22 protein-coding genes and 1 riboswitch are annotated in these 25498 nt (G+C 63.9%); of the genes, 9 read left to right on the forward strand and 13 right to left on the reverse strand.

What is annotated here, in order from left to right; translation table 11 throughout:
- Positions 1–81: 81 nt before the first annotated feature.
- The 6 genes from mlaE to PQQ86_RS17860 all read right to left on the reverse strand — a co-directional run bounded on the left by mlaE (position 82) and on the right by PQQ86_RS17860 (position 5129).
- The gene (gene mlaE / locus PQQ86_RS17835) at positions 82–849 is read right to left on the reverse strand and encodes a lipid asymmetry maintenance ABC transporter permease subunit MlaE (protein ID WP_120289236.1); all 768 of its coding nucleotides are present in this window, start codon (positions 847–849) and stop codon (positions 82–84) included.
- Positions 846–1667: an ABC transporter ATP-binding protein gene (locus PQQ86_RS17840; RefSeq protein WP_408269215.1), complete on the reverse strand. Its 822-nt coding sequence runs from the start codon at positions 1665–1667 to the stop codon at positions 846–848. The genes mlaE and PQQ86_RS17840 overlap by 4 nt, the downstream gene beginning before the upstream one ends.
- A 94-nt stretch (positions 1668–1761) precedes the next feature.
- Complete coding sequence (gene thiE / locus PQQ86_RS17845; protein ID WP_408269218.1) at positions 1762–2865, reverse strand: thiamine phosphate synthase; 1104 nt, start codon at positions 2863–2865, stop codon at positions 1762–1764.
- A complete protein-coding gene (locus tag PQQ86_RS17850; RefSeq protein ID WP_408269221.1) occupies positions 2862–3677 on the reverse strand; it encodes a thiazole synthase in 816 nt (271 codons plus the stop codon). Before PQQ86_RS17850 ends, thiE begins: the two co-directional genes overlap by 4 nt.
- Positions 3678–3716: 39 nt before the next feature.
- On the reverse strand, positions 3717–3914 hold the full coding sequence (gene thiS / locus PQQ86_RS17855) for a sulfur carrier protein ThiS (RefSeq protein ID WP_028199627.1): 198 nt from the start codon (positions 3912–3914) through the stop codon (positions 3717–3719).
- An 84-nt stretch (positions 3915–3998) separates the two neighbouring features.
- Positions 3999–5129, reverse strand: coding sequence for an FAD-dependent oxidoreductase (locus tag PQQ86_RS17860; RefSeq protein ID WP_408269225.1), 1131 nt, complete (start codon positions 5127–5129; stop codon positions 3999–4001).
- A gap of 229 nt (positions 5130–5358) precedes the next feature.
- Positions 5359–5482, reverse strand: a riboswitch (TPP riboswitch).
- Between the two features lie 360 nt (positions 5483–5842).
- Here PQQ86_RS17860 and PQQ86_RS17865 point away from each other — a divergent pair.
- From PQQ86_RS17865 to PQQ86_RS17885, 5 genes are all read left to right on the forward strand, one after another.
- Positions 5843–7594, forward strand: a complete 1752-nt coding sequence (locus PQQ86_RS17865) for an ABC transporter ATP-binding protein/permease (protein ID WP_408269228.1) — start codon at positions 5843–5845, stop codon at positions 7592–7594.
- A 59-nt stretch (positions 7595–7653) separates the two neighbouring features.
- Entirely contained in the window at positions 7654–8427 is a 774-nt protein-coding gene (locus PQQ86_RS17870) for an SDR family NAD(P)-dependent oxidoreductase (protein ID WP_408270338.1), read from the forward strand.
- 166 nt (positions 8428–8593) lie between these two features.
- Positions 8594–9055, forward strand: coding sequence for a hypothetical protein (locus tag PQQ86_RS17875; RefSeq protein WP_408269230.1), 462 nt, complete (start codon positions 8594–8596; stop codon positions 9053–9055).
- A gap of 92 nt (positions 9056–9147) precedes the next feature.
- Positions 9148–9789 (forward strand): hypothetical protein, encoded by a 642-nt coding sequence (locus PQQ86_RS17880; protein WP_408269233.1) that lies wholly within the window; start codon positions 9148–9150, stop codon positions 9787–9789.
- Positions 9790–9881: 92 nt separating this feature from the next.
- Positions 9882–10622, forward strand: a complete 741-nt coding sequence (locus tag PQQ86_RS17885; protein ID WP_408270341.1) for a response regulator — start codon at positions 9882–9884, stop codon at positions 10620–10622.
- A gap of 90 nt (positions 10623–10712) precedes the next feature.
- Here the strand turns inward: PQQ86_RS17885 and PQQ86_RS17890 are convergent, their stop codons facing one another.
- From PQQ86_RS17890 to PQQ86_RS17905, 4 genes are all read right to left on the reverse strand, one after another.
- A complete protein-coding gene (locus PQQ86_RS17890; RefSeq protein WP_097390556.1) occupies positions 10713–11384 on the reverse strand; it encodes a flagellar basal body L-ring protein FlgH in 672 nt (223 codons plus the stop codon).
- A 131-nt stretch (positions 11385–11515) separates the two neighbouring features.
- On the reverse strand, positions 11516–12229 hold the full coding sequence (locus PQQ86_RS17895) for a hypothetical protein (RefSeq protein ID WP_408269235.1): 714 nt from the start codon (positions 12227–12229) through the stop codon (positions 11516–11518).
- Between the two features lie 3 nt (positions 12230–12232).
- Positions 12233–12400, reverse strand: coding sequence for a DUF6726 family protein (locus tag PQQ86_RS17900; protein WP_323135781.1), 168 nt, complete (start codon positions 12398–12400; stop codon positions 12233–12235).
- A 45-nt stretch (positions 12401–12445) separates the two neighbouring features.
- Complete coding sequence (locus PQQ86_RS17905) at positions 12446–12628, reverse strand: hypothetical protein (protein WP_408269237.1); 183 nt, start codon at positions 12626–12628, stop codon at positions 12446–12448.
- Between the two features lie 440 nt (positions 12629–13068).
- On the opposite strand from PQQ86_RS17905, the gene PQQ86_RS17910 reads away from it, so the two are divergent.
- Together PQQ86_RS17910 and PQQ86_RS17915 are read left to right on the forward strand one after the other, a co-directional pair.
- On the forward strand, positions 13069–13809 hold the full coding sequence (locus tag PQQ86_RS17910) for a response regulator (RefSeq protein ID WP_093643412.1): 741 nt from the start codon (positions 13069–13071) through the stop codon (positions 13807–13809).
- Entirely contained in the window at positions 13806–15077 is a 1272-nt protein-coding gene (locus PQQ86_RS17915) for an ATP-binding protein (RefSeq protein ID WP_408269240.1), read from the forward strand. Before PQQ86_RS17910 ends, PQQ86_RS17915 begins: the two co-directional genes overlap by 4 nt.
- Before the next feature lie 205 nt (positions 15078–15282).
- Here PQQ86_RS17915 and PQQ86_RS17920 read toward each other — a convergent pair whose 3' ends face one another.
- Positions 15283–16209, reverse strand: coding sequence for a tyrosine-protein phosphatase (locus PQQ86_RS17920; protein WP_408269242.1), 927 nt, complete (start codon positions 16207–16209; stop codon positions 15283–15285).
- 242 nt (positions 16210–16451) lie between these two features.
- Between PQQ86_RS17920 and PQQ86_RS17925 the strand changes: the two genes are divergently transcribed.
- Together PQQ86_RS17925 and PQQ86_RS17930 are read left to right on the forward strand one after the other, a co-directional pair.
- Complete coding sequence (locus PQQ86_RS17925; RefSeq protein ID WP_408269245.1) at positions 16452–17711, forward strand: MFS transporter; 1260 nt, start codon at positions 16452–16454, stop codon at positions 17709–17711.
- A 17-nt stretch (positions 17712–17728) separates the two neighbouring features.
- Positions 17729–18994, forward strand: a complete 1266-nt coding sequence (locus PQQ86_RS17930) for a D-amino acid dehydrogenase (RefSeq protein ID WP_408269248.1) — start codon at positions 17729–17731, stop codon at positions 18992–18994.
- Positions 18995–19117: 123 nt separating this feature from the next.
- Here PQQ86_RS17930 and PQQ86_RS17935 read toward each other — a convergent pair whose 3' ends face one another.
- Together PQQ86_RS17935 and PQQ86_RS17940 are read right to left on the reverse strand one after the other, a co-directional pair.
- Complete coding sequence (locus PQQ86_RS17935; RefSeq protein ID WP_408269250.1) at positions 19118–20587, reverse strand: glutamate synthase subunit beta; 1470 nt, start codon at positions 20585–20587, stop codon at positions 19118–19120.
- 127 nt (positions 20588–20714) lie between these two features.
- Positions 20715–25418 carry a glutamate synthase-related protein gene (locus PQQ86_RS17940; protein ID WP_408269253.1) on the reverse strand — a complete coding sequence of 1568 codons (4704 nt, stop codon included), beginning with the start codon at positions 25416–25418 and terminating at the stop codon, positions 20715–20717.
- Positions 25419–25498: the final 80 nt, after the last annotated feature.

The raw sequence follows: 25498 nt of genomic DNA on the forward strand, positions 1-25498 counted from the left end.
AAGTGAATCCGCCACGCTGCTCCCGCTCCCGTCGCGCGCAAACCGAGGCGCGCCCGCCGAGCCGAAACGTGCAGCGCAGTTTTAGCTGAACATCAGTGCGGTCAGCAGAAAATCGAGGCCGAGCACCGCAAGCGACGCGTACACGACCGTCTTGGTCGTGGCGCGTGACACGCCTTCCGGCGTCGGCTTGGCTTCGTAGCCCTGAAACAGCGCTACAAAGGTCACCGCGAGGCCGAACACCACGCTCTTGATGACCCCGGCGCCCACGTCGCGCCAGACATCGACGCCGCCTTGCATCTGCGACCAGAATGCGCCGGCGTCGACGCCGATCAGCAGCACACCCACCACATAACCGCCGAATACGCCGACCGCGCTGAAAATCGCGGCCAGAATCGGCATGGAAATAATGCCCGCCCACAGGCGCGGCGCGACGACGACCTTGACCGGGTCCACCGCCATCATTTCCATCGCGGTCAATTGCTCACCCGCCTTCATCAAACCGATTTCGGCCGTGAGCGACGTGCCGGCGCGGCCCGCAAACAGGAGCGCCGTGACCACAGGCCCGAGTTCACGCACCAGCGAAAGCGCGACCAGGAGACCCAACGCCTGTTCGGAACCGTAACGGTTCAACGTGTAATAGCCCTGCAGGCCGAGCACGAAGCCGACGAACAGCCCCGACACAGCGATGATCACCAGCGAATAATTACCCACGAAGTGGATCTGCTTCGTGACAAGGCGCGGCCGGCGCAACAGCGGGAAAAACTCGAGCAGCAGCCGGAAGAAGAACCGCGTCGCGTAGCCGGCCGTGCCCAGTCCGTCGAGCACTGAGCGGCCGATCGAACTGATCATGACTGACCTCCGCCGATGCCGAAGTCCGCCGCGAGCGGCGTCTTGCTGGGATAGTGGAATTTGAACGGGCCGTCCGGCGCGCCGTCGATGAACTGGCGCACCGTCGGATCGGTCGACGCGCGCAGCTCCGCCGGCGTGCCTTCGGCATGCACCCCGCCATTGGCGAGGAAATAGACGTAATCGGCAATCGCGAACGATTCCGGGACATCGTGCGTGACCAGGATCGACGTTGCGCCAAGTGCCTGATTCAGAGCGCGAATCAGGTTCGCGGTGATGCCGAGCGAGATCGGATCGAGGCCGGCGAACGGCTCGTCGTACATCATCAGCTCGGGGTCAAGCGCAATCGCCCTGGCGAGCGCCACACGCCGCGCCATACCGCCCGAAATCTCCGACGGCGCCAAATCGCGCGCGCCGCGCAACCCGACCGCGTTGAGCTTCATCAACACGAGGTCGCGGATCAGTTCTTCCGGGAGGTCGGTGTGCTCGCGCAGCGCAAAAGCGACGTTTTCGAACACCGACATATCGGTGAACAGCGCGCCGAACTGGAACAGCATGCCCATCTTGCGGCGCAGCGCGTAAAGGCCGTCGCGCGTTTGCGCGCCGATGTCCTGGCCATGAAACAGGATCTGGCCGCGCTGCGCGAGCACCAGACCACCGATCAGGCGCAGCACCGTGGTTTTGCCGCAACCCGAGCCGCCCATAACCGCGACGACCTGGCCGCGCTTGAAGCGCAGATTCAGGTTCGACAGGACGAGCCGGTCGCCATAACCGAAGTCGACGTCGCGCAGCTCGAGTAAGGTCTCGGGGGAAGAAGACACGAAACTGACAGTCCTTTTACACGGAAGGCCGAATTATAGGGCCATCATGGAAATGCTGCCGTGAGGTGCCCTGTCCCTTTACTGAACTTGACGATTATTGCGTAAACGTATGTTGCAGCGCAGAAACCGCAGCAGCCGGGTCGGCGGCCTCGGTCACGGCGCGCACCACGGCCGCGCAACCCACACCCGTCGCCAGCACGTCCGGCAGCACCCGCAGATCGATCCCCCCGATCGCCACCAGCGGCACGACGCCGTCGAGCAGGCGCACATACCGCGCCAGACGCTTGAGGCCTTGCGGCGCGGTCGGCATGACCTTGGTGGTGGTCGGGAACACCGCGCCCAATGCAATGTAGCTTGGCCGGAAATGCAGTGCCTTCAGAATCTCGTAGAAACCGTGCGTTGACAGACCGAGGCGGATGCCGGCGGCGGCAATTGCCGGCAGATCGGCGGTATGCACGTCTTCCTGACCGAGGTGGACGCCGTAGGCGCCCGCTTCCAGCGCGGCTTGCCAGTGATCGTTGATGAAAACCTGGGCATCGTGCTCACGGCCCGCGGCGACACAGCGGGTGATTTCGCGCTTCAGTTCGTCGGCGGGTTCGGCCGATTTGCGGCGCAACTGGACCGTTTTCACGCCCAAACTCACCACCCGTTCGACCCACTCCGCGGTCGGCAGCACCGGGTACAGACCGAGCCGGTCTGGGCAACGCGCGAACGCTTGCGCCGGTGCGACCGGCAGGCCGGCGAGGCGTGGGAAGTGCGCGATATCGGCCGGAAATGCGTCGTCCGCTTTGGTTTCGTCGCCGTCGCGCCACGCCAGCGCCAAAACCAGCGCGTCGTGCGGATCGAAGCCGCAGTCCAGGAACGCCGCCAGCGCTGGAATCCAGTCTTCGGCCAGATGACCTTCCAGATTGTATTTCTCGCCGCCCAGATGCAGCGTCGCCGCGTTCTCGGCGGCGACGATCACGCCTGCGCCCTGCACCTGCCAGCGCGCGACCTGCTCGCCATGCTGCTGCGCGTCGGCGACGACGATCAGGTCCCCGCCGTTCGGCTCGTCCGGCGCGGTCAGGCAGATGCGCCACGGCGCATGCGTCGGCGGCCACTCGCCCAGGCGGGCGCGGATCCGCTCGGCGGCTTCGGTGAGTTCGTCAGCGGGCGGCCAGAAGAGGTCGCGACCGGTCAAAGGCAAAGTTTGCGTCATGCGGCGCTCCCGTCTTGATGCCAGAACGGCATGCCGATCACCGGCGTGCTCGCGTGCGCGCTTTCGCGCTCGGCCATCGGCCCCGCCAGAAAAGCCTGGCGGCCCGCTTCGACGCCCAGCGCGAAGGCGCGCGCCATCGCGTCAGGGTGCGTCGCCTGCGAAACGGCGGTGTTCAGCAGCACGCCATCGAAGCCCCACTCCATGACCTGCGCCGCATGCGACGGCACGCCGAGGCCAGCGTCGACGATCAGCGGCACGTCGGGCAAGCGCTCGCGCAAGACCCGCAGGCCGTACGGGTTGATCACGCCCTTGCCGGTGCCGATCGGCGCGCCCCACGGCATCAGCGCCTCGCAGCCCGCATCGAGCAGGCGACGGCCGATCACCAGATCTTCGGTGCAATACGGCAGCACCTTGAAGCCGTCCTTGATCAGCTGCGCGGCCGCTTCGATCAAACCGACCGGGTCGGGCTGCAGCGTGTAGTCGTCGCCGATCAGTTCGAGCTTGATCCACTCGGTTTCGAAGATTTCACGCGCCATGTGCGCGGTCGTCACGGCCTCGCCGACGGTCAGGCAACCGGCGGTATTGGGCAACAGCGGCACACCGTGGCGCTTGAGCAGGTCGAAGAAACCGGCTTCGGCGCTGCCTTCGTTCATCTGCCTGCGCAGCGCGACGGTCACCATGCCGGGCCGCGCGGCGTCGATCGAATCGGACAGCGATTGCAGCGACGGATAGCGCGAGGTGCCGAGCAGCACGCGGCTTGCGAAGGTCTCGCCGTAGAGCGTGAGCGCGTCGGCGGTTTGGGGGGCAGTCATTTGCATAATCCTGGTCTCCGGCAATGCATGGCGCGGGGCTTAACCGCCGGCCACGGGTTGCACGACATCGAGCTTGTCGCCCGGCTGCAGCGCGCGCGCCGCATGCTGGGTGCGTGCGACAAAATCGCCGTTCAGCGCGACCGCGAACGGCGGACGCGCGCCGAACGCGGCGAGCGCATCGGCGACAGTCGCGCCTTCGGGCAACGACAACGGCTTCTGATTGATATGAATGTCCATGGTGTTCGAATACGGTTCAATCGATTGGGGCAGCGGCGCGCGCCTGTTTTGCCCGCGGTTGTTTCGCCAGCAGGCGCGCAACGCTCATGCCGGCTCCCGCGTGGAGTCCAGTTGAAACAGCTCGCTCCAGCGCGCGGCACTTTGCCAGTCGGCGAAAGCATCGGCGTCGCCGATGCGTCCGTCGAGCAGCGCCGCGGCGAAGCGCACGGCTTCGTCGGCGACTTCGGGCACGATCATGTAGCCGTGCCGGTACAGGCCGTTCACGCGCAATGTCTGCGCGCCATCCCACAGCAAGGCCGGACGGTGGTCCGGCAAAGTCGGGCGGCACTGCGAATTCAGTTCGAGGATGCGTGCCTCGCCGAAGCCGGGATGCACGGAAAACGCCGCGCTCAGCAACTCGAGCGCCGAGCGCACGCTGACCGGCGACATGTCCTCGCCTTCCACTTCGGTCGCGCCGATCACGTAGAGATCGTCCTGCTTCGGCGCGATATACAGCGGGTAGCGCGGATGCAGCAGGCGCACTGGCCGCGTCAGCTTGATGCCGGGCGCATGCACGCGTGCGACTTCACCGCGGATGCCCCGCAACGTAGGCAGCACCGGCTTCGCGCCCAAACCCCGGCAGTCGATCGTGATGCGTGCGGACGGCAGCGCATGATCGTCGACCGGCGTGTTCCAGTGCGTTTCGACACCGCGCTGGGCGAGACCAGCGGCGAGCGCGGTCAACACCTGACGATTATCCAGTTGGCCTTCGCGCGGCAGCAGCCAGCCCTGATTGAAGCGGCCCGCCAATGCGGGCTCGGCAGCGCCGACCTGAGCCCCCGCCAGCGTCACGAAGCCACCGTCGAGCAATTCGGCAGGCGCATTCGAGCGCACCCGGCGTTCGAACAGTGGCGCTTCGGTGCGGTCGGCGTGATGCCATACGACCAGCGTGCCATTGCGCTGGAAGAACACTGGTTCGGGCAATTCGGCTAGCACGCGCGGCCAGATGTCGAGCGAACTTGCGCCTAGACGGGTGATCAGCAGTTCAGCACTGGCAGCTTCGGCCAGCGGCGCCAGCATGGCGGCGGCGACCCAGGCCGCGGCTTGCGTACCCGCGGCATCGCCGCGCTCATAGAGCGCCACGCGATACCCTTCACCGGCGAGACGCCATGCGACCAGACGCCCGCACAGCCCACCGCCGAGCACGGCGAAATCGGGTTGAGCAGAACGATTCATCGCGCGCACTCCGGGTCACAGCGGCAAGCAACACTAAAACAGCACGGCGCGCCGACACAACCGGCGAAAGCGCGGTGAAGAGCAAAACACATGTCTGAAGAATAGGCGGTCATCGAGTCCTTTCCGTACGGCAAAAAAACGCGCGTACCCAGGACGAAACCGGCGGGTGAGGCCGGCCGGGCAATAAGCACGTCCAATGACGGACGCCGCCCGGCGGGGAATGGAAGACTGGCTGCTTCCGGAAACTTCCCGCGCCGGTATTACCCGGATCGGGTGCAAAGGGTCTCTCTCAGCCTCGCCGCCGCTGCGTGAAAATCACGCTGCCTGTGGGCAAAGCACCCCTGTTTCGTCGAAGGTCATTAGACCATAAAAGGCGCGGCACCCGCAAACCAACGGCCTCTGCCGTCACACGCCGTTGATCCGTCACTATCTTTCGATTCATCAATACGGCCGAATGCAGCGCTCTGGCACAATGCCAGGACCGGATGCCGCTGGCGCGCGGGTGACATGCGTCGCCGCCCGCTCGCCAGCGGCATCGAGGCAAGACCTCTGAGCGGAAATTAATTTTCACTTAAGGGCTTCGCGCCAGAATCGGACGCTCACCCGGACGTGCGTTCGTCGAGCACGACGCCCGGGGCACGCACCGCAAACCCGCCGTGGGCCGGCCCGACTGGGGCCCGCCCGACACGGGCCAGCACTTCACCAGGATGCTCATGACACCGAATACCGCTTCCAGCCCCGCGCTGCCGCCGGACGAAAAAGTCTCCGCATGGAGCCTGATCAAACCCTACTGGGTTTCCGAAGAACGAAAAACGGCGTGGGGGCTGCTCATCGCGATCATCGTGATGAATCTGCTCATCGTGTGGATCAACGTGCGCCTGAACCGCTGGAGCGCAGACTTCTACAACGCGCTGCAAACCAAGAACGTGCATGATTTCCCGCACCTGCTGATGGTGTTCTCGGGGCTTGCGTTCGGCTTCATCATCCTTGCCGTGTACGGCCGCTATCTGCGCCAGATGCTCGGCTTCCGCTGGCGCCAGTGGCTGACCACGCGTTATCTCAACGAATGGCTGCACGACAGCGCCTTCTACCGGATCGAACGCGACCGGCTCGCCGACAACCCCGACCAGCGGATCAGCGACGACCTGCAATCGCTCGCCACCAGCACGCTCTCGCTGACCCTCGATCTGCTGTCAACGGTCGTCACGCTGGTCTCGTTCATGACGATCCTGTGGTCGCTGGCCGGTGCGCTGACCGTTTCGCTCGGCGGCATGCCGATACAGATTCCGGGTTATATGGTGTGGGCCGCGGCGCTTTACGCGGTAGTCGGCTCAGTGATTATCCAGAAGGTTGGCCATCCGCTCGTATCGATCAATTACCAGGCACAAAAAGTCGAGGCGGATTTCCGTTTCGGCCTGATCCGCCTGCGTGAAAACGCCGAGCAGATCGCCTTCTATAACGGTATGGAGACTGAGAAGAAGAACACGCACTCCCTGTTCGGCCGCATTCGCGACAACTGGTGGCAGGTGATGAAGTACACGAAGCGGCTAACCTTCGTGACAGCCTTCTACGGCCAGATTGCAATCATCTTTCCGCTGGTGGTCGCCGCACCCCGCTACTTTGCTGGGGCGTTCACTTTCGGCGTGCTGATGCAGATTTCGAGCGCGTTCGGCACCGTCAGCGATTCGTTTTCGTGGTTCATCAATAGTTACGGCAGCCTCGTTGAATGGCGCGCTACGGTGAACCGGTTGCGTGAATTCAAGCGCATCGTGCGTGCGCCACGTCTGAAGGAATCGGTGTCGCCTGCTACCGCGCATGGCGGCATCAATCTGCATTTCGTCGACGAAGACAAGCTCACAACCGAAGGCCTTCAGCTTGCATTGCCGAACGGCAACCCGTTGTCGCGCATCCGCGATGTCTCGATCAAGCCGGGCTCACGCTGGCTGGTGCGGGGTCCGTCCGGCTCCGGCAAGAGCACGCTGATGCGTGCGCTCGCCGGCTTGTGGCCGTTCGGCGACGGCTCGATCGACGCACCGGTCAACGCGCGGATGATGTTCGTCCCACAAGTCAGCTACATGCCGATCGGCACGCTGAAAGCCGCGCTCACCTATCCGTCCTCCGCAGACACCTACACCGACGACGAATGCCGCGAAGCGCTCATCACCTGCCACCTGTCGGAATACGCCGACCGCCTGCAGGAATCGGGGCACTGGACGCGCATTCTCTCGCCGGGTGAACAACAGCGCCTCGCCGGCGCGCGCGTGCTGCTGCACAAACCGGACTACCTGTTCCTCGACGAAGCAACCAGCGCGCTCGATTCGGAAAACGAAGCACGCCTCTATCACCTGTTCACCGAGCGGCTGCCGCAGGCGGCGATCGTCAGCGTCGCGCATCGCGAATCACTGGCGGCGTTCCATGGCGAAACGCTCGACGTCGAGCGCTCGGGCGAACCGATTGCTGCCTGAATAGCATGAGCAACGTGAGCGACATGAGCAAGACCGGTGACGCGAGCAGCATGACGGGCATGAGTGGCGCCGAACTCGATCGGGTCGTTCTGATCACCGGCGCGGGCGCCGGCATCGGCGCGGCATTGGCCCGGTGCATCGCCGCGCCGCGAACCGCGTTGATGCTGCACGCACGCGGCGCCGACGACGAAGCGCGCCAGCGTCTTGCACAAGTCGCCGCCGATTGCAGCGCGAACGGCGCGCGCTGCGCGACGGTGTTCGGCGATCTCGCCGAACGCGGCGGCGCCGAACACGTGATTCATCAAACGCTCGCGAGCTTCGGCGCGCTTGATCAACTGGTAGCGAACGCCGGCCACGCGCAACGGCAAACGCTCAACGCACTCGACGCGGACGTGTTCAGCGCCGCCTTCGCCGCCATGCCGGCCGCGTTCGCCGCGCTCGTCAAGCGTGCGACGCCCGCCCTGGAAACCTCGAAGCGGGGTCGCGTGGTCGCGCTCAGTTCGTTCGTCGCGCATCGCTATCGCGTGGATGCGCCGTTCGCCGCAACGGCTGCAGCGAAAGCGGCGATCGAGTCGCTGGCTAAAACCGCAGCCGCCGAACTTGCGCCGCATGGCGTGACGGTCAATTGCGTAGCGCCCGGCTATACCCGTAAAGATCGCGGCCCAAGTGCCGATAATGCATCGGTGTGGACCCGTGCCGCCGAAGCGACGCCGCTCGGTCACGTCGCCGAGCCCGCGGATATCGCCGCGCTGATCGCGTTCCTGCTTTCCGACGAAGCGCGTCACATCACCGGCCAGGTGATTCATATCGACGGCGGCCTCACGCTCGGTTAGGCAGCACGCCGCAACATCCGGAAACACGCGAGAACAGTTCGAAAGCATTTGCGAAGCGGGCAAGCTGTTCCGCGCTTTGAAAATCCCCTGTAGCAGCGACGATAGTCGTGCGGGCCGTACCACGCGCCGCCCGCCCCGCCCCTCACTGCTACTGGACTCTCCGCACATGTCATTCGATCGCCGCTTCTATCCTTTGACCCAGCGCGCAGCGCTTGCTTTTGGCGCAGCCCTGCTGCTCACGAGCGCCGCGTACGCTGCGCAAGCCACCCAGCCCAATGAGCCGGCGGATGTTTGCCCCGCGCTCAAACACATCGTCGACGCACCCGACTTCAAGCAGCTGCACGCGCAGCCTGCCGCGCAACTTCCGGGTGTATCGGCCGTGGACGACTGCCGCGCCAACAATCACGCCTACGATTGCCACTGGCGCGCGCACTGGCAAGCCGACGGTGTCGTCAACGATCCGCTCGAAGAATTCGGCGCCGATATCGCCGCCTGCTTTCCGAACGTCGTGCACGACGTCAACACGCCGACGCGCCAGCATTTCATCGTGACCACGGAAGACCGGCGCGTGAACGTGACGGCCAGCGTGCAAGGGCAAAACGAACTGCGCCTGCGCATCACGCGCTAAGCGTGCGTCGTTTTTGTCACCACGCGCCGCTGAAATCTGCTGCAACCCGTTGTCATTCGCCGCACTTCCTCACCGCCACCAGGCACCGCATCATGACCTCTCTGCCAAGCTTGCGCGCTTACGCTTTCACGCGGGCCCCAATGGCCGCGTGGGTCATGTTGCGGCGGCCTTGTACGTGGCTCGCCGCCTCGGCCACCCTCGCCTTCGGCCTGAACGGCTGCGCGTGGACGCTGATCTCGGCGGCCGACGCCACCGGCTCCGTGATTCAGGCGGGCTACGCGATCGCGGCGAATTACTCATCGCCGACCTTCGTCAATGGCCGGCCGGCGGACGTGCACAACGTCTGCATTGAAGTGAATCAGACGGTGACGGTCGGTGATTTCGTGCCGGCGCTGCAGCTTGCGCTCGACCGGCACGGCATTCGTTCGGACGTCTACAATCCGGGCACTTCGCCCGCCGGGTGCGAGGCGCGTCTCGTCTACAACGCCGCGATCGATTACGGCCGCCGTTCGTTCAGCGACGAAACGATCCAGTATCTGTCGATCATCGATCTGACGCTGATCCAGCACGGGCGCATTCTCGTCACCGCGCGTTACCAGACCGGCGGCCTCAACGCCGACCGCTTCTCTACCGCCTCGACCAAGCTCAATGGTCTGATCGACAAGATGGTGGTCGATCAGACCGATCTGGCCCGGCAGCCGATGCAGACCATCCAGACGTCGCTGGCAAACTAGGCGCACGGCCTGCTTGCTTTCTCTTACACGAGAAAGGATTCGAAAGTGTTTCGCGCTTTGCGCCGCTCGCGTGGATCACTAAGATGACCTGGATGAACCAATCCATTCTGGTCGTCGACGACGACCCCGTCGTACGTGAGCTCGTCAGCGAATATCTGGTGGGGCGTGGCTTCAAGGTGTCCACGCTCGAACACGGCATGGCGCTGCAGCGCAGCTTGCAGGACGAGCGTCCCGCGCTGATCGTGCTCGACATCATGATGCCGGAGCTCGACGGCATTAGCGCGTTGCGCGCATTGCGCGTCGCCGGCGACGATATTCCCGTGATTCTGCTGACCGCGCGCGCCGATCCGATCGACCGCGTGATCGGCCTCGAACTCGGCGCCGACGACTATCTCGGCAAACCATTCGAACCGAGCGAGCTGGTCGCGCGGATTCGCACGGTCCTGCGCCGTCGCGGCACGATTGCGCCGAGCGCGCCAGAGCAACGCGCGCCCTATCGCTTCGGTCGTTTCGAGGTGAATTTTCCGGCGCGCGAATTGCGCCGCGACGGTGAGCGGATTCCGCTGCGGTCGAGCGAATTCGCGATGCTCAAGGTGTTCGTCACGCACGCGATGAGCGTACTCACGCGCGCCCAGTTGCTGGAGAAACTGCACGGCAATAGCGAGGTGCATCGCAATCGCAGCCTTGACGTCTCGATCTGGCGTTTGCGGCGGCTGATCGAAGTGGATCCGTCCGAGCCTCGCTATGTGCAGACCGTCTGGGGACGCGGCTACGTGTTCGTGCCGGACGGTGAAATCGGCGCAGCGGAACGCGACGCGGCGCCGCTTGCATGACGCTTGACCGGCGAGCGCCCGGCACCAAGCCTCGGACTTGAGAAAACCTGCGCGGCGTGTCGCGCATCTCGCGCGCGCACCGCATCGGCGCTAGAACGTCAGCACGCTCAGAAACATTCTCTGCAGCCAGCCCATCGTGGTGGAGTCGGACACCATCCCCACGCCGGCCTGCTCGATGCGCGCATTCGCGACCTTGCTCGACGCCACATAGTTGCCTGCTTCAATATCCTTCGGATTGACGATGCCCGACAGCCGCAAGCGGTCGCGGTTGCCGCTCATCGCGATCATCTTTTCGCCCGACACCACCAGATTGCCAGTCGACATCGTCCCTATCACGGTCACGGCCAACGTGCCGGTCATGCCGCTGACGTCGGTGAGACTGCCCTGCCCCTTGTAGTCGGTGCTGGCCGAGCCGATGTTGAACAGCCTCGCGAGCCGCGCGGCTGCGTTGGTCGACTGATCGGCGGCGGTCGCGGTGATGCTGCTCGAACGGCTCGCGGCGGCGGTCGCGCTATTGTTGCCGCTGTACGATTCCGACAGGCGGATCGTCAGCACGTCGCCGATATGCTGCGCACGCGGCGTTTCGTAGAGCAGCAAGGGCGCGCCGGCCTGATAGATCGCGCCCTGCGTGTTGACGTTCAGCGGCGCCGACGCGAGCGGCGGCGACATCGGCGTTTCGACGATCGACGGCTGTTGGCCGCTCCCGCAAGCCGCGAGGCAGGCCGCCGCGCCTAGCGCGACAGTGAGACGTAGCGCAGTCATGCATGCTCCCTGGCCGGATCGGCCGGATAAAAAACGGACTTTGCGGTCGTGCCTGGTGCCGACGCTGAGTTCAACGACGCAATCTGAGCCACGCATGGGCCCGCAAACAGCGCGACGGATGACGCGGCACATCACCCCGCCTCGGCACCGCTCGCCTGCCATTGCCGCACGACCGATTTCACCCATGCGTCCGAGCCTTTCAGCAGATAGGTGAGCGTGCCGTTGCGGGTGCCCGGCAGAAAGCACAACGTGATCGAACTCACCGCGTTTTCCCACACGTAGACCGGCAGCGCGCCCGATGACGACACGCTTTGCGTCACCAGACGCGGCGTGCCATAACGGTCCGCGAGCGCCTCGCGCAAGTCTTCGGCGGTGATCTCGTCGATCACGAAGGAAATCTCGTACAGACGCAGCGCGCTCTGGCCGTCGACACGCGCAAAGCGCAGCACATGCTCCAGTGCCGGCGCGCCGTCGACGACGGCTTGCGACACCGCCCAGCCATCGTCCGCGCGATGCGCCCAGCGGCAGGCCACCGTCAGACTCTCGCGCGATTTCAGCCGCATGCCGAGCGAGCCTGCCTGCACGTCCGTCTCGCAGACGGGCACGCTGCCAATCGGCGTAGCGCGCACGGTCGAACCCGCGCGGAACTCGTCGAGCGTGATGCCGAGCGCAATGCCGCGAAATGCAAACGGCATGTCCTGCGAGCGTCGACGCGCATCGGCGGAAGCGGCCTTCGACGCGGCGTTAGCCGCGTTCGCTTCGCGCACGACGGGCTGCGCCGCAGCGAACATCGAGAACGCGCCGCCCAGCAGCGCCAGCACGCAGGCAAACCGTTTGAGTGTCATGATTCAGTCGATCGCGGATGAACACATGTCGAACGGGGTGGCCGCGGCATGGCCGACGACCGGGACGATTTTCAGTGTGGCCGCTGTCAGCCGGCACGGCAGCGCGGCGACGGCGCAGCCGCCAAGCGGCAGCAACGCCGCGCCCAGCGTCAACCACGCAGCGACACGGATGAAACGCTCAGGAATACTCGAGGTCGACACACGGGCCTCGGTGCGTCAGGCAGTCGTGTTGACGTGATGCCCGACCAGCCCCGTCGGCAGCGACGAGGGAGCCTCGCTAGCGGGCTCCTTGGTCTGCGGCGTGGCCAGCGGGTTGTTTGCGGCTGCAGGTTTTTCCGCTGGCGGCGTGGGCGCGAGCGAAGAAAAGCGGGTTGAGCTGAGATTGCTATGAACGGTCATGATGAGCCTCGCGTGGCGCTAGGTTTCGATTTCACGCCGCCTGCCGTGGGCCCAAGGCGTTAGGCTGTTTTCGGCATGCGGCGCAACGTACTGCACGACGAATCATCTCGCCGCGCACGTAGTGGCGATGCGCGAAGGAACGCGCGCTTTTCCACGGTTCTTACGATCCGTTGCGACCCCTTGCCATCAGTAGCAATTGCGCACAGATTCTTTCCCCGAAGAAATTCAAGCGGTGCAGAATGACTTCCACGCCGCGCTGCGCGCGGGCAAATTGGCCAACGCATTACCAATGCGTTGCCGGATATGGCGGCCGTGAAATATGCCGTGAGCCTTTGGTGGCGGGCCTTACGTCCGGACCGGAGGGCACGGCGCGAACCTGGGTAAGCATTGGTAAGAAAACAGTCGGTCGCGCGCCGCGCGTGCCAGTCTAAAATTTCGTCATGAATCCACAGGTCCTTATCGTCGACGACGACCCGGTAGTGCGCGATCTGCTTTGCAAGTTTCTGCAGACGAACGGCTTCGACGCGTCAGTGCTGCACGACGGCACCCATTTGCAACGCCGGCTCGAACGTGAACGGCCGTCGGTCGTCGTGCTCGACATCATGATGCCGAACACCGACGGCTTACGCGCGCTCACCGCGCTGCGTGCCGCCGGCGACGACATTCCAGTGATTTTCGTGACGGCGCGCGGTACGGTGGCCGACCGCATCGTCGGGCTTTCGCTCGGTGCGGACGACTACCTGACCAAGCCGTTCGACCCACGCGAACTGCTCGCGCGGATCCATACGGTGCTGCGCCGCCGTGGACCATCCACCACGAGCGCGCCGGAAGCCCGCAAGCCGTATCGCTTCGGGCCGTTCGAACTCGACTTCGCCACGCGCGCGCTGTCGCGCGACGACTCGAAGCTTCCGCTGCGCGACAGTGAGTTCGCCCTGCTAAAGATTTTCGTCAACAATCCGTACAAGGTGCTGTCGCGCGTGCTGATCCACGATCTCGTGCATCGCGACAATCTCGCTTTCCGCGATCGCAGCCTCGACGTGCCGATCTGGCGCCTGCGCCGCGTGATCGAAGACGACCCGTCCAATCCCTGCTACGTGCAGACAGTGCGCGGCAAAGGCTACGTATTCGTGCCCGACGCCGACGGCACACCGTTCGCCGACGAGGCTGCCTCAAGCGCATGAGAAACCCGCTGAACACGCTGTTCGGCAGAATGGCGTTATTGTCGACAGCGGTGTTGTTCGCGATTCAGGCCGGGTGGTTCGTGCTGGTGGTGATGCAGCCGCCGCGCCACGAAATCGACGGCTTCGCACGCGGCATTCTGCTCGTGCTGCAGGCCATCAACGGCGAGCCGATGAAGGGCGCCGCGCTCGCGCCCGCCATGCGCGTGCACCTTGTGCCCACGTGGAACATGCCGTCGAGCGTCCATCTGCGCACGCCGGATCAGCGTCCGCTGGTCGAATTGAGCCGGCACTTGCGCGAGAATCTGCCGCCCGGCACTCAAATCGCCGTCGACGACCTGCGCCCGCCGCAGCTATGGGTGCTGTTCCCCGGCAAATCGAACTGGGTTGTCGTGCCGGTGGACGTGCCGCCGCGCCCGCGCTTCGTGATCGAATCCATCTCGATGCTTGTGGCCGCGCTGCTTCTGTCGCTGTTCGCGGTCTGGCAGATGCAGCGGCCGCTGTCGCGCGTGGCGGATGCCGCCCGCGCGTTCGGTTCAGGCGGCCGGCCGGAACCCGTGACCGTGCAGGGCCCGCGCGAACTGCGCGATCTGATAGGCTCCTTCAACGACATGATGCGGCGCCTGAACGAGGCCGGTGACGACCAGGCGGTGATGCTGGCCGGGGTCGCGCACGACCTGAAAGCGCCGCTCACGCGGCTCAAGTTGCGTGCGAGCGTACTGGTTGCGGAAAGCGAGCGGGCCGGCCTGATCCGCGACGTCGATTCGCTGACCAACATCGTCCAGCAGTTTCTGGAGTTTGCGGGTCAGTCCGCCGACGCGGGGCCGCCGGTCGAGGTCGACGAATTCCTGCAGGAACAGTTTTCCGCCGGCGACAGCACCGAGACGCCGCTGTTCACGCTCGATCTGCGCGCCGGTTCGTCGTTCACGCTGCCGCGCACCTTGCTCGACCGCCTGGTCACGAACCTTGTCGACAACGCGCTCGAGCACGGCTCACCGCCGGTGGATATCGCCACGGCGTGCGATGACCAGCATTGGGTCGTCAGCGTGCGCGACCACGGCCAAGGCATTCCCGACGACCGCATCGCGGCGGCGATGAAGCCGTTCGTCCGGCTCGACGCCGCCCGGGGGGGCGAAGGTCATTGCGGCCTGGGTCTCGCGATTGTCGCGCGGCTCGCGCATGATCGCGGCGGACGCTGCCATGTGCGCAATCACGCGCAAGGCGGGCTGGAAGTACGGATCGAATTGCCGGTTGGGCCGGCACACGCGTAAGGATGATCGAGAAGGATGAAGCGGCATTGACCACGGCCACTTACACGCCCTTACTGGAAGGCCTTTTGTGATGGTTATGGCCTTATAGTCGCCCCCGGCAACCTCGATGCCGCCCTTCTCTGTCCGCCCGTTTATTTGGGGCGGACTTTTTTTCGTCTGTGCCTTCCGGTGTAGTCCGCGCAACACCGGGCGCAGGAAGCGCGAGTCAGACGACCAGGCGGTCGTGCAGCGCGTCGATGGTCGCTTGAGACAGGCCCAGGCCTTGTGTCAGATAGCTCGCCATCGTGCCGTAGCTCGCCTGCACCTGATCGAACCCCGCCTGCAGATAATTGTCCTGGACAGTGAACAGGGACGACTCGATCGCGGCGACCGCGTCGCCGTTTTGCGCGCGTACCGACTCGGTCTGCGCCGCTATCGACTGAGCCAGATAGACGTTGCTCAGCAGATAGTCCTGCGTGATGACGTCGAGCGGCACGTTGGCAATGCTGAGCAGCAGAGCCGCGACCCAACCGGTGCGATCCTTACCCGCATTGGAATGGAACAGTTGCGCGCCGGCGCCATTGGCGAGTCGCGTAAGGAGCTCGCCATAGCCGACGCGCTGGGCGGCGCCGGTGACATAGGCGCGTGCCTGGGCCTCCATGAACGCGACGGCGGCAGCTGCCGTATCGAACGTTGGCGCGACGAAGTCGCTGACACCGAGCACGTCGAGCGCTTGCGATGTCGCGCCGGCCGGCAGGATGTCCGCGGTACGTGCAATTTCGCCGGGCGTGCGCAGATCGTAGACCGAGGCGATGCCGAGTTTGTCGAGCGCTGCCGTGTCGCCAGCGCTCAGGGTCAGCGCGTTCGCGCGATAAAAGGCCCCGCGGCGCATCTGTTTGCCGTCAACCGTTGGATAGCCGGCGGCCGCGCCCGCCACATCGCGAAAGTTACTCACCGAGGCGAGGCGTGGCGTTTCCGGCTGATCGGCGTCCAGATTTCCGCCACCGCAAGCCGACAGCAGCGAACTGCCCATGCCGGAGAGCAGCAACACGCTTGCCGAGGATTTCAGGAATGCGCGGCGCGATTGATAAGCCCGCAAAGGCGTGCTCGCGGAGCGGCGGGATGGCGAGCAGGTTTTTGCGGTTGCGTGCATTAAGGGTGACGGGTGCGGACGTGGATAGGACTTTCGCAGCTTGAGTGCTGCCGGCGCAGTTTAGCGGCGAATAATTTTTTTCGGGTTACTTCGTAGTAGTTGGTAATGAACCGGAATGAAATTTCTTACTCCGTCGCCATTTTTGACTACGACTGGCCGCACAACACCTCGTCCCCTTAGAATACAAAAACCCACGATCAAGCCGCCGGAAGGCAAAAACTGCCTGGAGACCACAAAAAAACATGCCCTCTCTCCAATGGTTCACCGAACTGACCCAGCGCGAACGCCGCACCCTCTACGCTGGCTTCGGCGGCTACGCAGTCGACGCGTTCGACTTCATGATCTACTCATTCCTTATCCCGACGCTGATCGCAACGTGGGGCATGACCAAAAGCGAAGCCGGCATGATCGCGACCAGTTCGCTGATTTCGTCGGCGATCGGCGGCTGGCTCGCCGGCATTCTGGCTGATCGCTACGGAAGAGTTCGTGTGCTCCAATGGACCATCGCCACCTTCGCGATCTTCACCTGCCTGTCAGGCTTCACCCACTCGTTCTGGCAGTTGCTCACCACCCGCACGCTGCAAGGCATCGGCTTCGGCGGCGAATGGTCGGTCGTGACGATCATGATGGCCGAAACCATCCGTTCACCTCAACATCGAGCGAAAGCCGTCGGTACCGTGCAAAGCAGCTGGTCCGTCGGCTGGGCCGCGGCGGCCATCATCTATTGGGCGTTCTTCGCGCTGCTGCCGGAACAGGTCGCATGGCGCGCCTGCTTCTGGATCGGCCTGCTGCCCGCGCTGTGGATCTTCTACATTCGCCGCAATGTCAGCGATCCTGAAATATTTCTCGAAACGCGCCGCGCACGCGAAAGCGGTTTCGATACCTCGCATTTCCTGCAGATCTTCTCCTTCCCTCACCTCAAAACCACCCTGCTGGGCAGCGTGCTGTGCACCGGCATGCTCGGGGGCTACTACGCGATCACCACCTGGCTGCCGACCTATCTGAAAACCGTGCGCCATCTGTCGGTCTTCAACACCAGCGGCTATCTGATCGTGCTGATCGTCGGCTCGTTCACCGGCTATATCGTCGGGGCGATTCTGTGCGACAAGATCGGCCGGCGCGCGTCGTTCGTGCTATTTGCGATCGGCTCGTTCGTGCTCGGCATGGTCTACACGATGCTGCCGATCACCGATGGCATGATGCTCGCGCTCGGCTTCCCGCTCGGCATCGTCGTGCAAGGGATTTTCGCGGGCGTCGGCGCGTATTTGTCGGAGCTCTATCCGAATGCGATCCGTGGCTCGGGACAGGGCTTCTGCTACAACCTGGGCCGCGGTCTCGGCTCGTTCTTTCCGATCCTGGTGGGTACACTGTCGCAAACCATGACGCTTGTTAAGGCGATGGGTATCGTCGCCGGTTCGGGCTATCTGCTAGTGATCGTCGCCGCAGTGTGTCTGCCGGAAACCAAGGGTAAAGTGCTCGGCGCGACCAGCCCTACCGCCTGAAATCGCTGTACATATACATGAAAACGATTGTTCTGGGCGGCGGCGTCATTGGCGTCGCCACCGCGTTTTATCTGCGCCAGCAAGGCTGCGACGTCACCCTGATCGAGCGCGAGCCGGGCGTTGCGCTCTCCACCAGCTTCGGCAACGCCGGCGTGATCGCGCCGGGCTATGTGACGCCGTGGGCCGCGCCCGGCATGCCGGCGAAGATTCTCAAGTATCTGTTCGAGCCGGCCTCACCGCTGATTTTCCGCCCCACCCTGGATCCGGCTCAATGGCGTTGGATCGCGCGCTGGCTGCGTGAATGCGACCTCGAAAGTTTTCGCGTCAACAAGCAGCGCATGCAACGCATCGCTTATTACAGCCGCGAGTGCCTGCACGAATTCCGTGGCCGTCATCCGTTCGACTATGGCCGCAGCCAGGGCTATCTGCAATTGTTCCGCAGCGAGTATGACGTCGAGCTCGCGCAACCGGCGTTGGCGGTCCTACGCGACGCGGGCATCGCGCACCGCGAGGTCAGCGCGGCGCAGTGCGTCGAGATCGAACCGGGTTTGCGCTGGGCGCGTCAGACTCCGCTCTCGGGTCTCTATCTCCCCGACGACGAAGCCGGCGATTGCGCCCGCTTCACGCGCGAATTGCGGGCGATTTGCGAGCGCAACGGTGTGCGGTTTCGCTTCGACACGCGGGTAAGTTCGCTCGACGTGCGAGGCGGCACGGTTCGCGCGGTGCATGTCGAGAGCGAACGCGGTAGCGAGACATTGCAAGCGGATGCGGTAGTGGTGGCGCTGGGCGTCGACAGTGCAGCGCTGCTCGCGCCGCTCGGTGTGAAGGTGCCGCTCTATCCGGTCAAAGGCTATTCGGCGACACTGCCGGTCACCGACGATGAAAAGGCCCCACATGCGGCACTGATGGACGAGTCGCTGAAGACGGCGATCACGCGCTTCGGCAACAACCTGCGCGTGGCTGGCACCGCAGAACTTGGCAATCGCCAGACGACCTTGCGTGAGCAGGCCTTGCAGACGCTGATGAAAGTGCTCAAGGACTGGTTCCCGCACGCGGCCAATCCGACCTCCGCACACTTTTGGGTGGGCCGCCGGCCGATGACGCCCGATGGCGCGCCGTTGCTCGGCCCGTCCGGCGTGGACAATCTCTGGCTGAATCTCGGGCACGGCTCGACGGGCTGGGCGATGTCGATGGGCTCGGGCCGGGTGGTCGCGGATTTGATTACGCAGCGTACGCCGGAGATCGATCTGGAAGGACTGACGTTGGCGCGCTATCGGAAGTAACAATTAAAAAGCCGGGTCACCCTCTCAGGTGCCCGGCTTTGTTTTTACCGCTGTGTCGTCTCCACCACGTCCTGCAAGCAGCAGCTGGTTTCCGCGCTGCAGAGCGAAAACCAACCAGAGACGTTAGCGCGGCAGTTCCGAATGCCCCATCAGGAACGTATCGACCGAACGTGCGCACTGACGGCCTTCGCGGATCGCCCACACCACCAGCGACTGGCCACGGCGCATATCGCCTGCGGTGAAGACCTTGTCCACCGACGTGTAATACGCCTTGTCGCCTTCAGTCGACGCACGCACATTGCCACGATTGTCCTTGTCGACGCCGAACGCTTCGAGCACCGGCGACACCGGTTGCGTGAAGCCCATGGCCAGCAGCACCAGATCGGCCTTCATCTCGAATTCCGAGTTCGGCACTTCCTGCATCTTGCCGTCCTTCCATTCGACGCGCGCGGCGATCAGCTTCTCGACCTTGCCGTTCTTGCCTTCGAGGCGCTTGGTAGCCACCGCCCAATCGCGCGAGCAGCCCTCGTCATGCGACGACGACGTGCGCAGCTTGATCGGCCAGTACGGCCACACGAGCGGTTTGTTCTCTTCTTCCGGCGGTTGCGGCAGCAGTTCGAATTGCGTGACGCTCTTCGCGCCATGACGGTTCGACGTACCGACGCAGTCCGAACCCGTATCGCCGCCACCGATCACGACCACATGCTTGCCCTTGGCGAGCAACTGGTTCGCGACTTTGTCGCCGGCGTTGACCTTGTTCTGCTGCGGCAGGAATTCCATCGCGTAGTGAATGCCCTCCAGCTCGCGGCCCGGCACCGGCAGATCGCGCGGCGTTTCCGAACCGCCGGCGATCACGACCGCGTCGAACTGTTCTTTCAGCTCGGCCGGCGTGATGGTTTCCTTCGCGGTGTTGCCGATGTGTTCCGGCAGCGAATCCGCCTTGCCAACGAACACATTGGCGCGGAACGTCACGCCTTCGGCCTCCATCTGGCGCATGCGGCGGTCGATCAGCCACTTCTCCAGCTTGAAGTCAGGAATGCCGTAACGCAGCAATCCGCCGATCCGGTCGTTCTTTTCGAACACGGTGACATCGTGCCCCGCGCGCGCGAGTTGCTGCGCGACGGCCAACCCGGCGGGGCCTGATCCGACCACGGCGACCTTCTTTCCCGTCTTGTGCTTCGGCGGCAGCGGTGCGACCCAACCTTCGGCCCACGCTTTGTCGATGATTGCGTGTTCGATCGACTTGATGCCGACCGCGTCGTCATTGATGCCAAGCGTGCACGCCGCTTCGCACGGCGCGGGGCAGATGCGGCCCGTGAACTCGGGGAAGTTGTTCGTGGAGTGCAGCACTTCGATCGCAGTCTTCCAGTCCTGATGAAACACCAGGTCGTTGAAGTCCGGGATGATGTTGTTCACCGGGCAGCCGTTGTTGCAGAACGGAATGCCGCAGTCCATGCAACGTGCGCCTTGAATCTTGGCTTCGTCGTCAGTCAATGCCGCGACGAATTCCTTGTAGTGCTTCACACGCGTGAGCGGAGCTTCGTACGCCTCGTGGCGGCGCTCGAACTCGAGAAAACCGGTTGCCTTGCCCATGTGGTTCTCTTCTCTATCTGTATCAGGTGAGGTGATCTACACCCGCCGCGCTTCGAACAATCGAATAGTCGAGCGCGGCGGGTACGGCTAAGTTTGACGTCTGCGGGTCGAGCCGCGGGCGGGTCAGTTAAGCGGCGAGTACTTCCTTGTTCGCCTTCTTCGCTGCCATTTCGCCCAGTGCACGCTTGTATTCGGTCGGGAACACCTTCACGAACTGACGGCGCGATGCATCCCAGTTTTCCAGCAACGCTTTCGCACGCGGCGAACCCGTGAACTGGAAGTGACGTTCGATGAGACCCTTGAGGAGGGCTTCGTCGGTTGCGCCGCTGTGCCACAAGCCCTTGTCGACCGTGCGTTCCTGTTCGGCCTGTTGCAGGACCGGATCGAGCGCGACCATCGACTTGTTGCACTTGCCCGCGAACGTGCTATCCGGGTCGTACACGTAGGCGATACCGCCCGACATACCGGCCGCGAAGTTACGGCCCGTCTCGCCGAGCACGATCACCGTGCCGCCCGTCATGTATTCGCAACCGTGGTCGCCCGTGCCTTCGACAACCGCCGTCGCGCCAGAGTTACGCACGCAGAAACGCTCGCCCGCGACGCCGCGGAAGAACGCTTCACCTTCGATCGCACCGTACATCACCGTGTTGCCACAGATGATGTTTTCTTCGGACTTGCCGCGGAAATCGTTGGTCGGACGGATGATGATGCGGCCGCCGGAGAGACCCTTGCCGACGTAGTCGTTACCGTCGCCGACCAGATCCAGCGTGACGCCTCGCGCGAGGAACGCGCCGAAGCTCTGACCCGCGGTGCCCTTCAACTGGATGTGGATCGTGTCGTCAGGCAGGCCGTCGTGGCCGTACTTCTTCGCGATCGTGCCGGACAGCATCGCACCGACCGTACGGTTCACGTTGCGCACCGGCTGGATGAACGAGACGTGCTCGCCCTTCTCGATCGCGGCCTTCGACTTCTCGATCAGCACGTGATCCAGCGCCTTCTCGAGACCGTGGTCCTGCACGTCGACGTGCTTGCGTGCGACTTCAGCCGAAACCTGCGGCTGATAGAACACGCGCGAGAAGTCGAGACCCTTCGCCTTCCAGTGTTCGACGCCCTTCTTCATGTCGAGCAGTTCTGCGTGACCGATCAGGTCCTCGAACTTGCGGACGCCCAGTTGCGCCATGATTTCGCGCGCTTCTTCCGCAACGAAGAAGAAGAAGTTGACGACGTGTTCCGGCTGACCCTGGAACTTCGCACGCAGCACCGGATCTTGCGTCGCAACGCCGACCGGGCAGGTGTTCAGGTGGCACTTGCGCATCATGATGCAGCCTTCGACGACGAGCGGCGCCGTCGCGAAGCCGAACTCGTCCGCGCCCAGCAGCGCGCCGATCACGACGTCGCGGCCGGTCTTCATCTGACCGTCGGCCTGCACGCGGATACGGCCGCGCAGCTGGTTCAGCACCAGCGTTTGCTGCGTTTCCGCCAGACCCAGTTCCCACGGCGTACCGGCATGCTTCACCGACGACAGCGGCGATGCACCCGTGCCGCCGTCATGGCCGGCGATCACGACGTGATCGGCCTTCGCCTTGGCGACACCCGCCGCCACCGTACCGACGCCTGATTCCGACACCAGCTTCACCGACACGCTGGCGGCCGAGTTGGCGTTCTTCAGGTCGTGAATCAGCTGCGCCAGATCTTCGATCGAGTAGATGTCGTGGTGCGGCGGCGGCGAAATCAGGCCAACGCCCGGCACCGAGTAACGCAACTTGCCGATGTATTCCGACACCTTGTGACCCGGCAACTGACCGCCTTCGCCCGGCTTCGCACCTTGCGCCATCTTGATCTGGATCTGATCAGCCGACGCGAGGTATTCCGCCGTCACGCCGAAACGGCCCGACGCCACCTGCTTGATCTTCGAGCGCAGCGAATCGCCGTCCTTCAGCGGAATGTCGACAACGACCTCGTCACCGATCAGCGACTTCATGGTGTCGCCGTTCTTGATCGGAATGCCGCGCAGTTCGTTGCGATAACGGTTCACGTCCTCGCCGCCTTCGCCGGTGTTCGACTTGCCGCCAATGCGATTCATCGCGACCGCCAGCGTGGCATGGGCTTCGGTCGAAATCGAGCCCAGCGACATGGCGCCGGTGGCGAAACGCTTGACGATGTCCTTCGCCGACTCCACTTCGTCGAGCGGGATCGCCTTGGTCGGATCGAACTTGAATTCGAACAGGCCGCGGAACGTCATGTGACGCTTGGTCTGATCGTTGATCAGATGCGCGTATTCCTTGTACGTCTGGTACGAGTTGCTGCGCGCCGAGTGTTGCAGCTTGGCGATCGCATCCGGCGTCCACATGTGTTCTTCGCCGCGCACGCGATAGGCGTACTCGCCGCCCGCGTCGAGCATGTTCGCGAGCACCGGGTTGTCACCGAACGCGTCGCGATGCAGACGGATCGCTTCTTCCGCGACGTCGAACAGGCCGATCCCGCCGACCTTCGACGAGGTGCCGTTGAAGTACTTCGACACCAAGCCTTCAGCCAGACCGACTGCTTCGAAAATCTGCGCGCCGGTGTACGACATGTAGGTCGAAATGCCCATCTTCGACATGACCTTCTGCAGGCCCTTGCCGACTGCCTTGGTGAAGTTGTAGACCGCCTTTTCCGCCGACAGGTCACCCTTCAGGCCCGCTGCGAGCTGGCCGAGCGTTTCCATTGCGAGGTACGGGTGCACGGCTTCCGCGCCGTAGCCCGCGAGCAACGCGAAGTGGTGCGTTTCACGCGCCGAGCCGGTTTCCACGACGAGGCCCGCGCTCGTGCGCAGACCGTGCTGGACGAGGTGCGTATGGATCGCGGCGGTGGCCAGCAATGCCGGGATCGCGACATTGTCGCGGTCGGTCTTGCGGTCCGACACGATCAGCATGTTGTAGCCGGACTTGACCGCATCCACGGCTTCCGCGCACAGCGAAGCCAGACGCGCTTCAATGCCTTCCTTGCCCCAGGCCACCGGATAGCAGATGTTCAGTTCGTACGAACTGAACTTGCCGCCCGTGTACTGATCGATCGCGCGGATCTTGGCGATGTCCTTGAAGTCGAGCACCGGCTGCGACACTTCGAGACGCATCGGCGGGTTGATGTTGTTCGTGTCGAGCAGGTTCGGCTTCGGACCGACGAACGACACCAGCGACATCACCATGTTTTCACGGATCGGGTCGATCGGCGGGTTCGTGACTTGCGCGAACAGCTGCTTGAAGTAGTGATAGAGCGTCTTGTTCTTGTTGGACATGACGGCGAGCGGCGAGTCGTTGCCCATCGAACCGACGGCTTCTTCACCGGCTTGCGCCATCGGCGCCATCAGGAACTTGAGGTCTTCCTGCGTGTAGCCGAACGCCTGCTGGCGATCCAGCAAGGCAGCCGCTTCGCGGCGTTCCGTGACGACGTCTTCAGCCTTCGGCTCGATTTCGTCGAGCTTGATCCGGACCGCGTCGATCCAGCTCTTGTACGGCTTGGCGTTCGCGAGGTTGTCCTTCAGTTCCTTGTCGTCGATGATGCGGCCGTGTTCCATGTCGATCAGGAACATCTTGCCCGGCTGCAGACGCCACTTCTTGACGATCTTCGACTCGGGGATAGGCAGCGTGCCCGCTTCCGACGCCATGATGACCAGGTCGTCGTCGGTGACGATGTAGCGCGCCGGGCGCAGACCGTTACGGTCGAGCGTGGCGCCGATCTGACGGCCGTCGGTGAAGGCGATCGCAGCGGGGCCGTCCCACGGCTCCATCATCGCGGCGTGGTATTCGTAGAACGCGCGGCGGTTGTCGTCCATCAGCGTGTGCTGTTCCCACGCTTCCGGGATCATCATCATCACGGCGTGGACGAGCGGGTAGCCGGCCATCACCAGCAGTTCGAGACAGTTGTCGAACGATGCCGTGTCGGATTGACCCGGGTAGATCAGCGGCCACAGCTTGGGCAGATCGTCGCCGAGCACGTGCGACGCGATCGCGCCGGTACGGGCGTTCAGCCAGTTGACGTTGCCCTTCACCGTGTTGATTTCGCCGTTGTGGGCGATCATGCGGTACGGGTGAGCCAGTTCCCACGCCGGGAAGGTGTTGGTCGAGAAGCGTTGGTGCACCAGCGCCAGCGCCGACACCGTGCGCTCGTCCTGCAGGTCGCGGTAGTACACGCCGACCTGGCCCGCCAGCAGCAGCCCCTTGTAGACGACCGTGCGCGCCGAGCACGACGGCACGAAGTATTCCTTGCCGTGCTTGAGCTTGAGCGCCTGGATGCGGTGGCTCGCAGTCTTTCGGATCACGTACAGCTTCCGCTCGAGCGCGTCGGTCACCATGATGTCCTTACCGCGGCCGATGAAGATCTGGCGGATCAGCGGCTCGCTCGCCTTGACGGTGGGCGAAATCGGCATGGTGTGGTCGACCGGCACGTCGCGCCAGCCCAGCACGACCTGACCTTCGGCCTTCACCGTGCGCTCCAGCTCCTGTTCACAGGCGAGACGCGATGCATGTTCCTTCGGCAGGAAGACCATGCCCACGCCGTACTCGCCGTTCGGCGGCAGCACGACGCCCTGCTTGGCCATTTCCTCACGATAGAAACCGTCCGGAATCTGGATCAGGATGCCCGCGCCGTCGCCCATCAGCGGATCGGCGCCGACGGCGCCCCGGTGGTCGAGGTTCTCGAGAATCTTCAGGCCTTGCTCGATGATCTCGTGGCTTTTCTTGCCCTTGATGTGAGCAACGAAGCCGACGCCGCAGGCGTCATGTTCGTTTTGCGGGTCGTACAGACCTTGCGCGGCGGGAACCGGATGAGTCGGTTGCTGGTGGTCGTTCATGGGGACACCGTCTGTGAGGGGCCGGACAGGCCGTTAAAACCGTTTTTCTATTGCCGCAGTTCGCACCGCAACCGCGTCGG

Origin of the sequence: Paraburkholderia sediminicola, from assembly GCF_046026675.1 — a bacterium.
Lineage (GTDB): Bacteria > Pseudomonadota > Gammaproteobacteria > Burkholderiales > Burkholderiaceae > Paraburkholderia > Paraburkholderia sediminicola_F.

What these genes read in the sequence shown, in the direction of transcription:
- thiE (WP_408269218.1), bottom strand. Translation starts at nt 2,865, where the DNA reads ATGACGCAAACTTTGCCTTTGACCGGTCGCGACCTCTTCTGGCCGCCC.
- PQQ86_RS17865 (WP_408269228.1), top strand. Translation starts at nt 5,843, where the DNA reads ATGACACCGAATACCGCTTCCAGCCCCGCGCTGCCGCCGGACGAAAAA.
- mlaE (WP_120289236.1), bottom strand. Translation starts at nt 849, where the DNA reads ATGATCAGTTCGATCGGCCGCTCAGTGCTCGACGGACTGGGCACGGCC.
- PQQ86_RS17890 (WP_097390556.1), bottom strand. Translation starts at nt 11,384, where the DNA reads ATGACTGCGCTACGTCTCACTGTCGCGCTAGGCGCGGCGGCCTGCCTC.
- PQQ86_RS17915 (WP_408269240.1), top strand. Translation starts at nt 13,806, where the DNA reads ATGAGAAACCCGCTGAACACGCTGTTCGGCAGAATGGCGTTATTGTCG.
- PQQ86_RS17870 (WP_408270338.1), top strand. Translation starts at nt 7,654, where the DNA reads ATGAGTGGCGCCGAACTCGATCGGGTCGTTCTGATCACCGGCGCGGGC.
- PQQ86_RS17895 (WP_408269235.1), bottom strand. Translation starts at nt 12,229, where the DNA reads ATGACACTCAAACGGTTTGCCTGCGTGCTGGCGCTGCTGGGCGGCGCG.
- PQQ86_RS17930 (WP_408269248.1), top strand. Translation starts at nt 17,729, where the DNA reads ATGAAAACGATTGTTCTGGGCGGCGGCGTCATTGGCGTCGCCACCGCG.
- PQQ86_RS17880 (WP_408269233.1), top strand. Translation starts at nt 9,148, where the DNA reads ATGACCTCTCTGCCAAGCTTGCGCGCTTACGCTTTCACGCGGGCCCCA.
- PQQ86_RS17885 (WP_408270341.1), top strand. Translation starts at nt 9,882, where the DNA reads ATGAACCAATCCATTCTGGTCGTCGACGACGACCCCGTCGTACGTGAG.
- PQQ86_RS17935 (WP_408269250.1), bottom strand. Translation starts at nt 20,587, where the DNA reads ATGGGCAAGGCAACCGGTTTTCTCGAGTTCGAGCGCCGCCACGAGGCG.
- thiS (WP_028199627.1), bottom strand. Translation starts at nt 3,914, where the DNA reads ATGGACATTCATATCAATCAGAAGCCGTTGTCGTTGCCCGAAGGCGCG.
- PQQ86_RS17920 (WP_408269242.1), bottom strand. Translation starts at nt 16,209, where the DNA reads ATGCACGCAACCGCAAAAACCTGCTCGCCATCCCGCCGCTCCGCGAGC.
- PQQ86_RS17850 (WP_408269221.1), bottom strand. Translation starts at nt 3,677, where the DNA reads ATGACTGCCCCCCAAACCGCCGACGCGCTCACGCTCTACGGCGAGACC.
- PQQ86_RS17910 (WP_093643412.1), top strand. Translation starts at nt 13,069, where the DNA reads ATGAATCCACAGGTCCTTATCGTCGACGACGACCCGGTAGTGCGCGAT.
- PQQ86_RS17925 (WP_408269245.1), top strand. Translation starts at nt 16,452, where the DNA reads ATGCCCTCTCTCCAATGGTTCACCGAACTGACCCAGCGCGAACGCCGC.
- PQQ86_RS17875 (WP_408269230.1), top strand. Translation starts at nt 8,594, where the DNA reads ATGTCATTCGATCGCCGCTTCTATCCTTTGACCCAGCGCGCAGCGCTT.
- PQQ86_RS17905 (WP_408269237.1), bottom strand. Translation starts at nt 12,628, where the DNA reads ATGACCGTTCATAGCAATCTCAGCTCAACCCGCTTTTCTTCGCTCGCG.
- PQQ86_RS17860 (WP_408269225.1), bottom strand. Translation starts at nt 5,129, where the DNA reads ATGAATCGTTCTGCTCAACCCGATTTCGCCGTGCTCGGCGGTGGGCTG.
- PQQ86_RS17940 (WP_408269253.1), bottom strand. Translation starts at nt 25,418, where the DNA reads ATGAACGACCACCAGCAACCGACTCATCCGGTTCCCGCCGCGCAAGGT.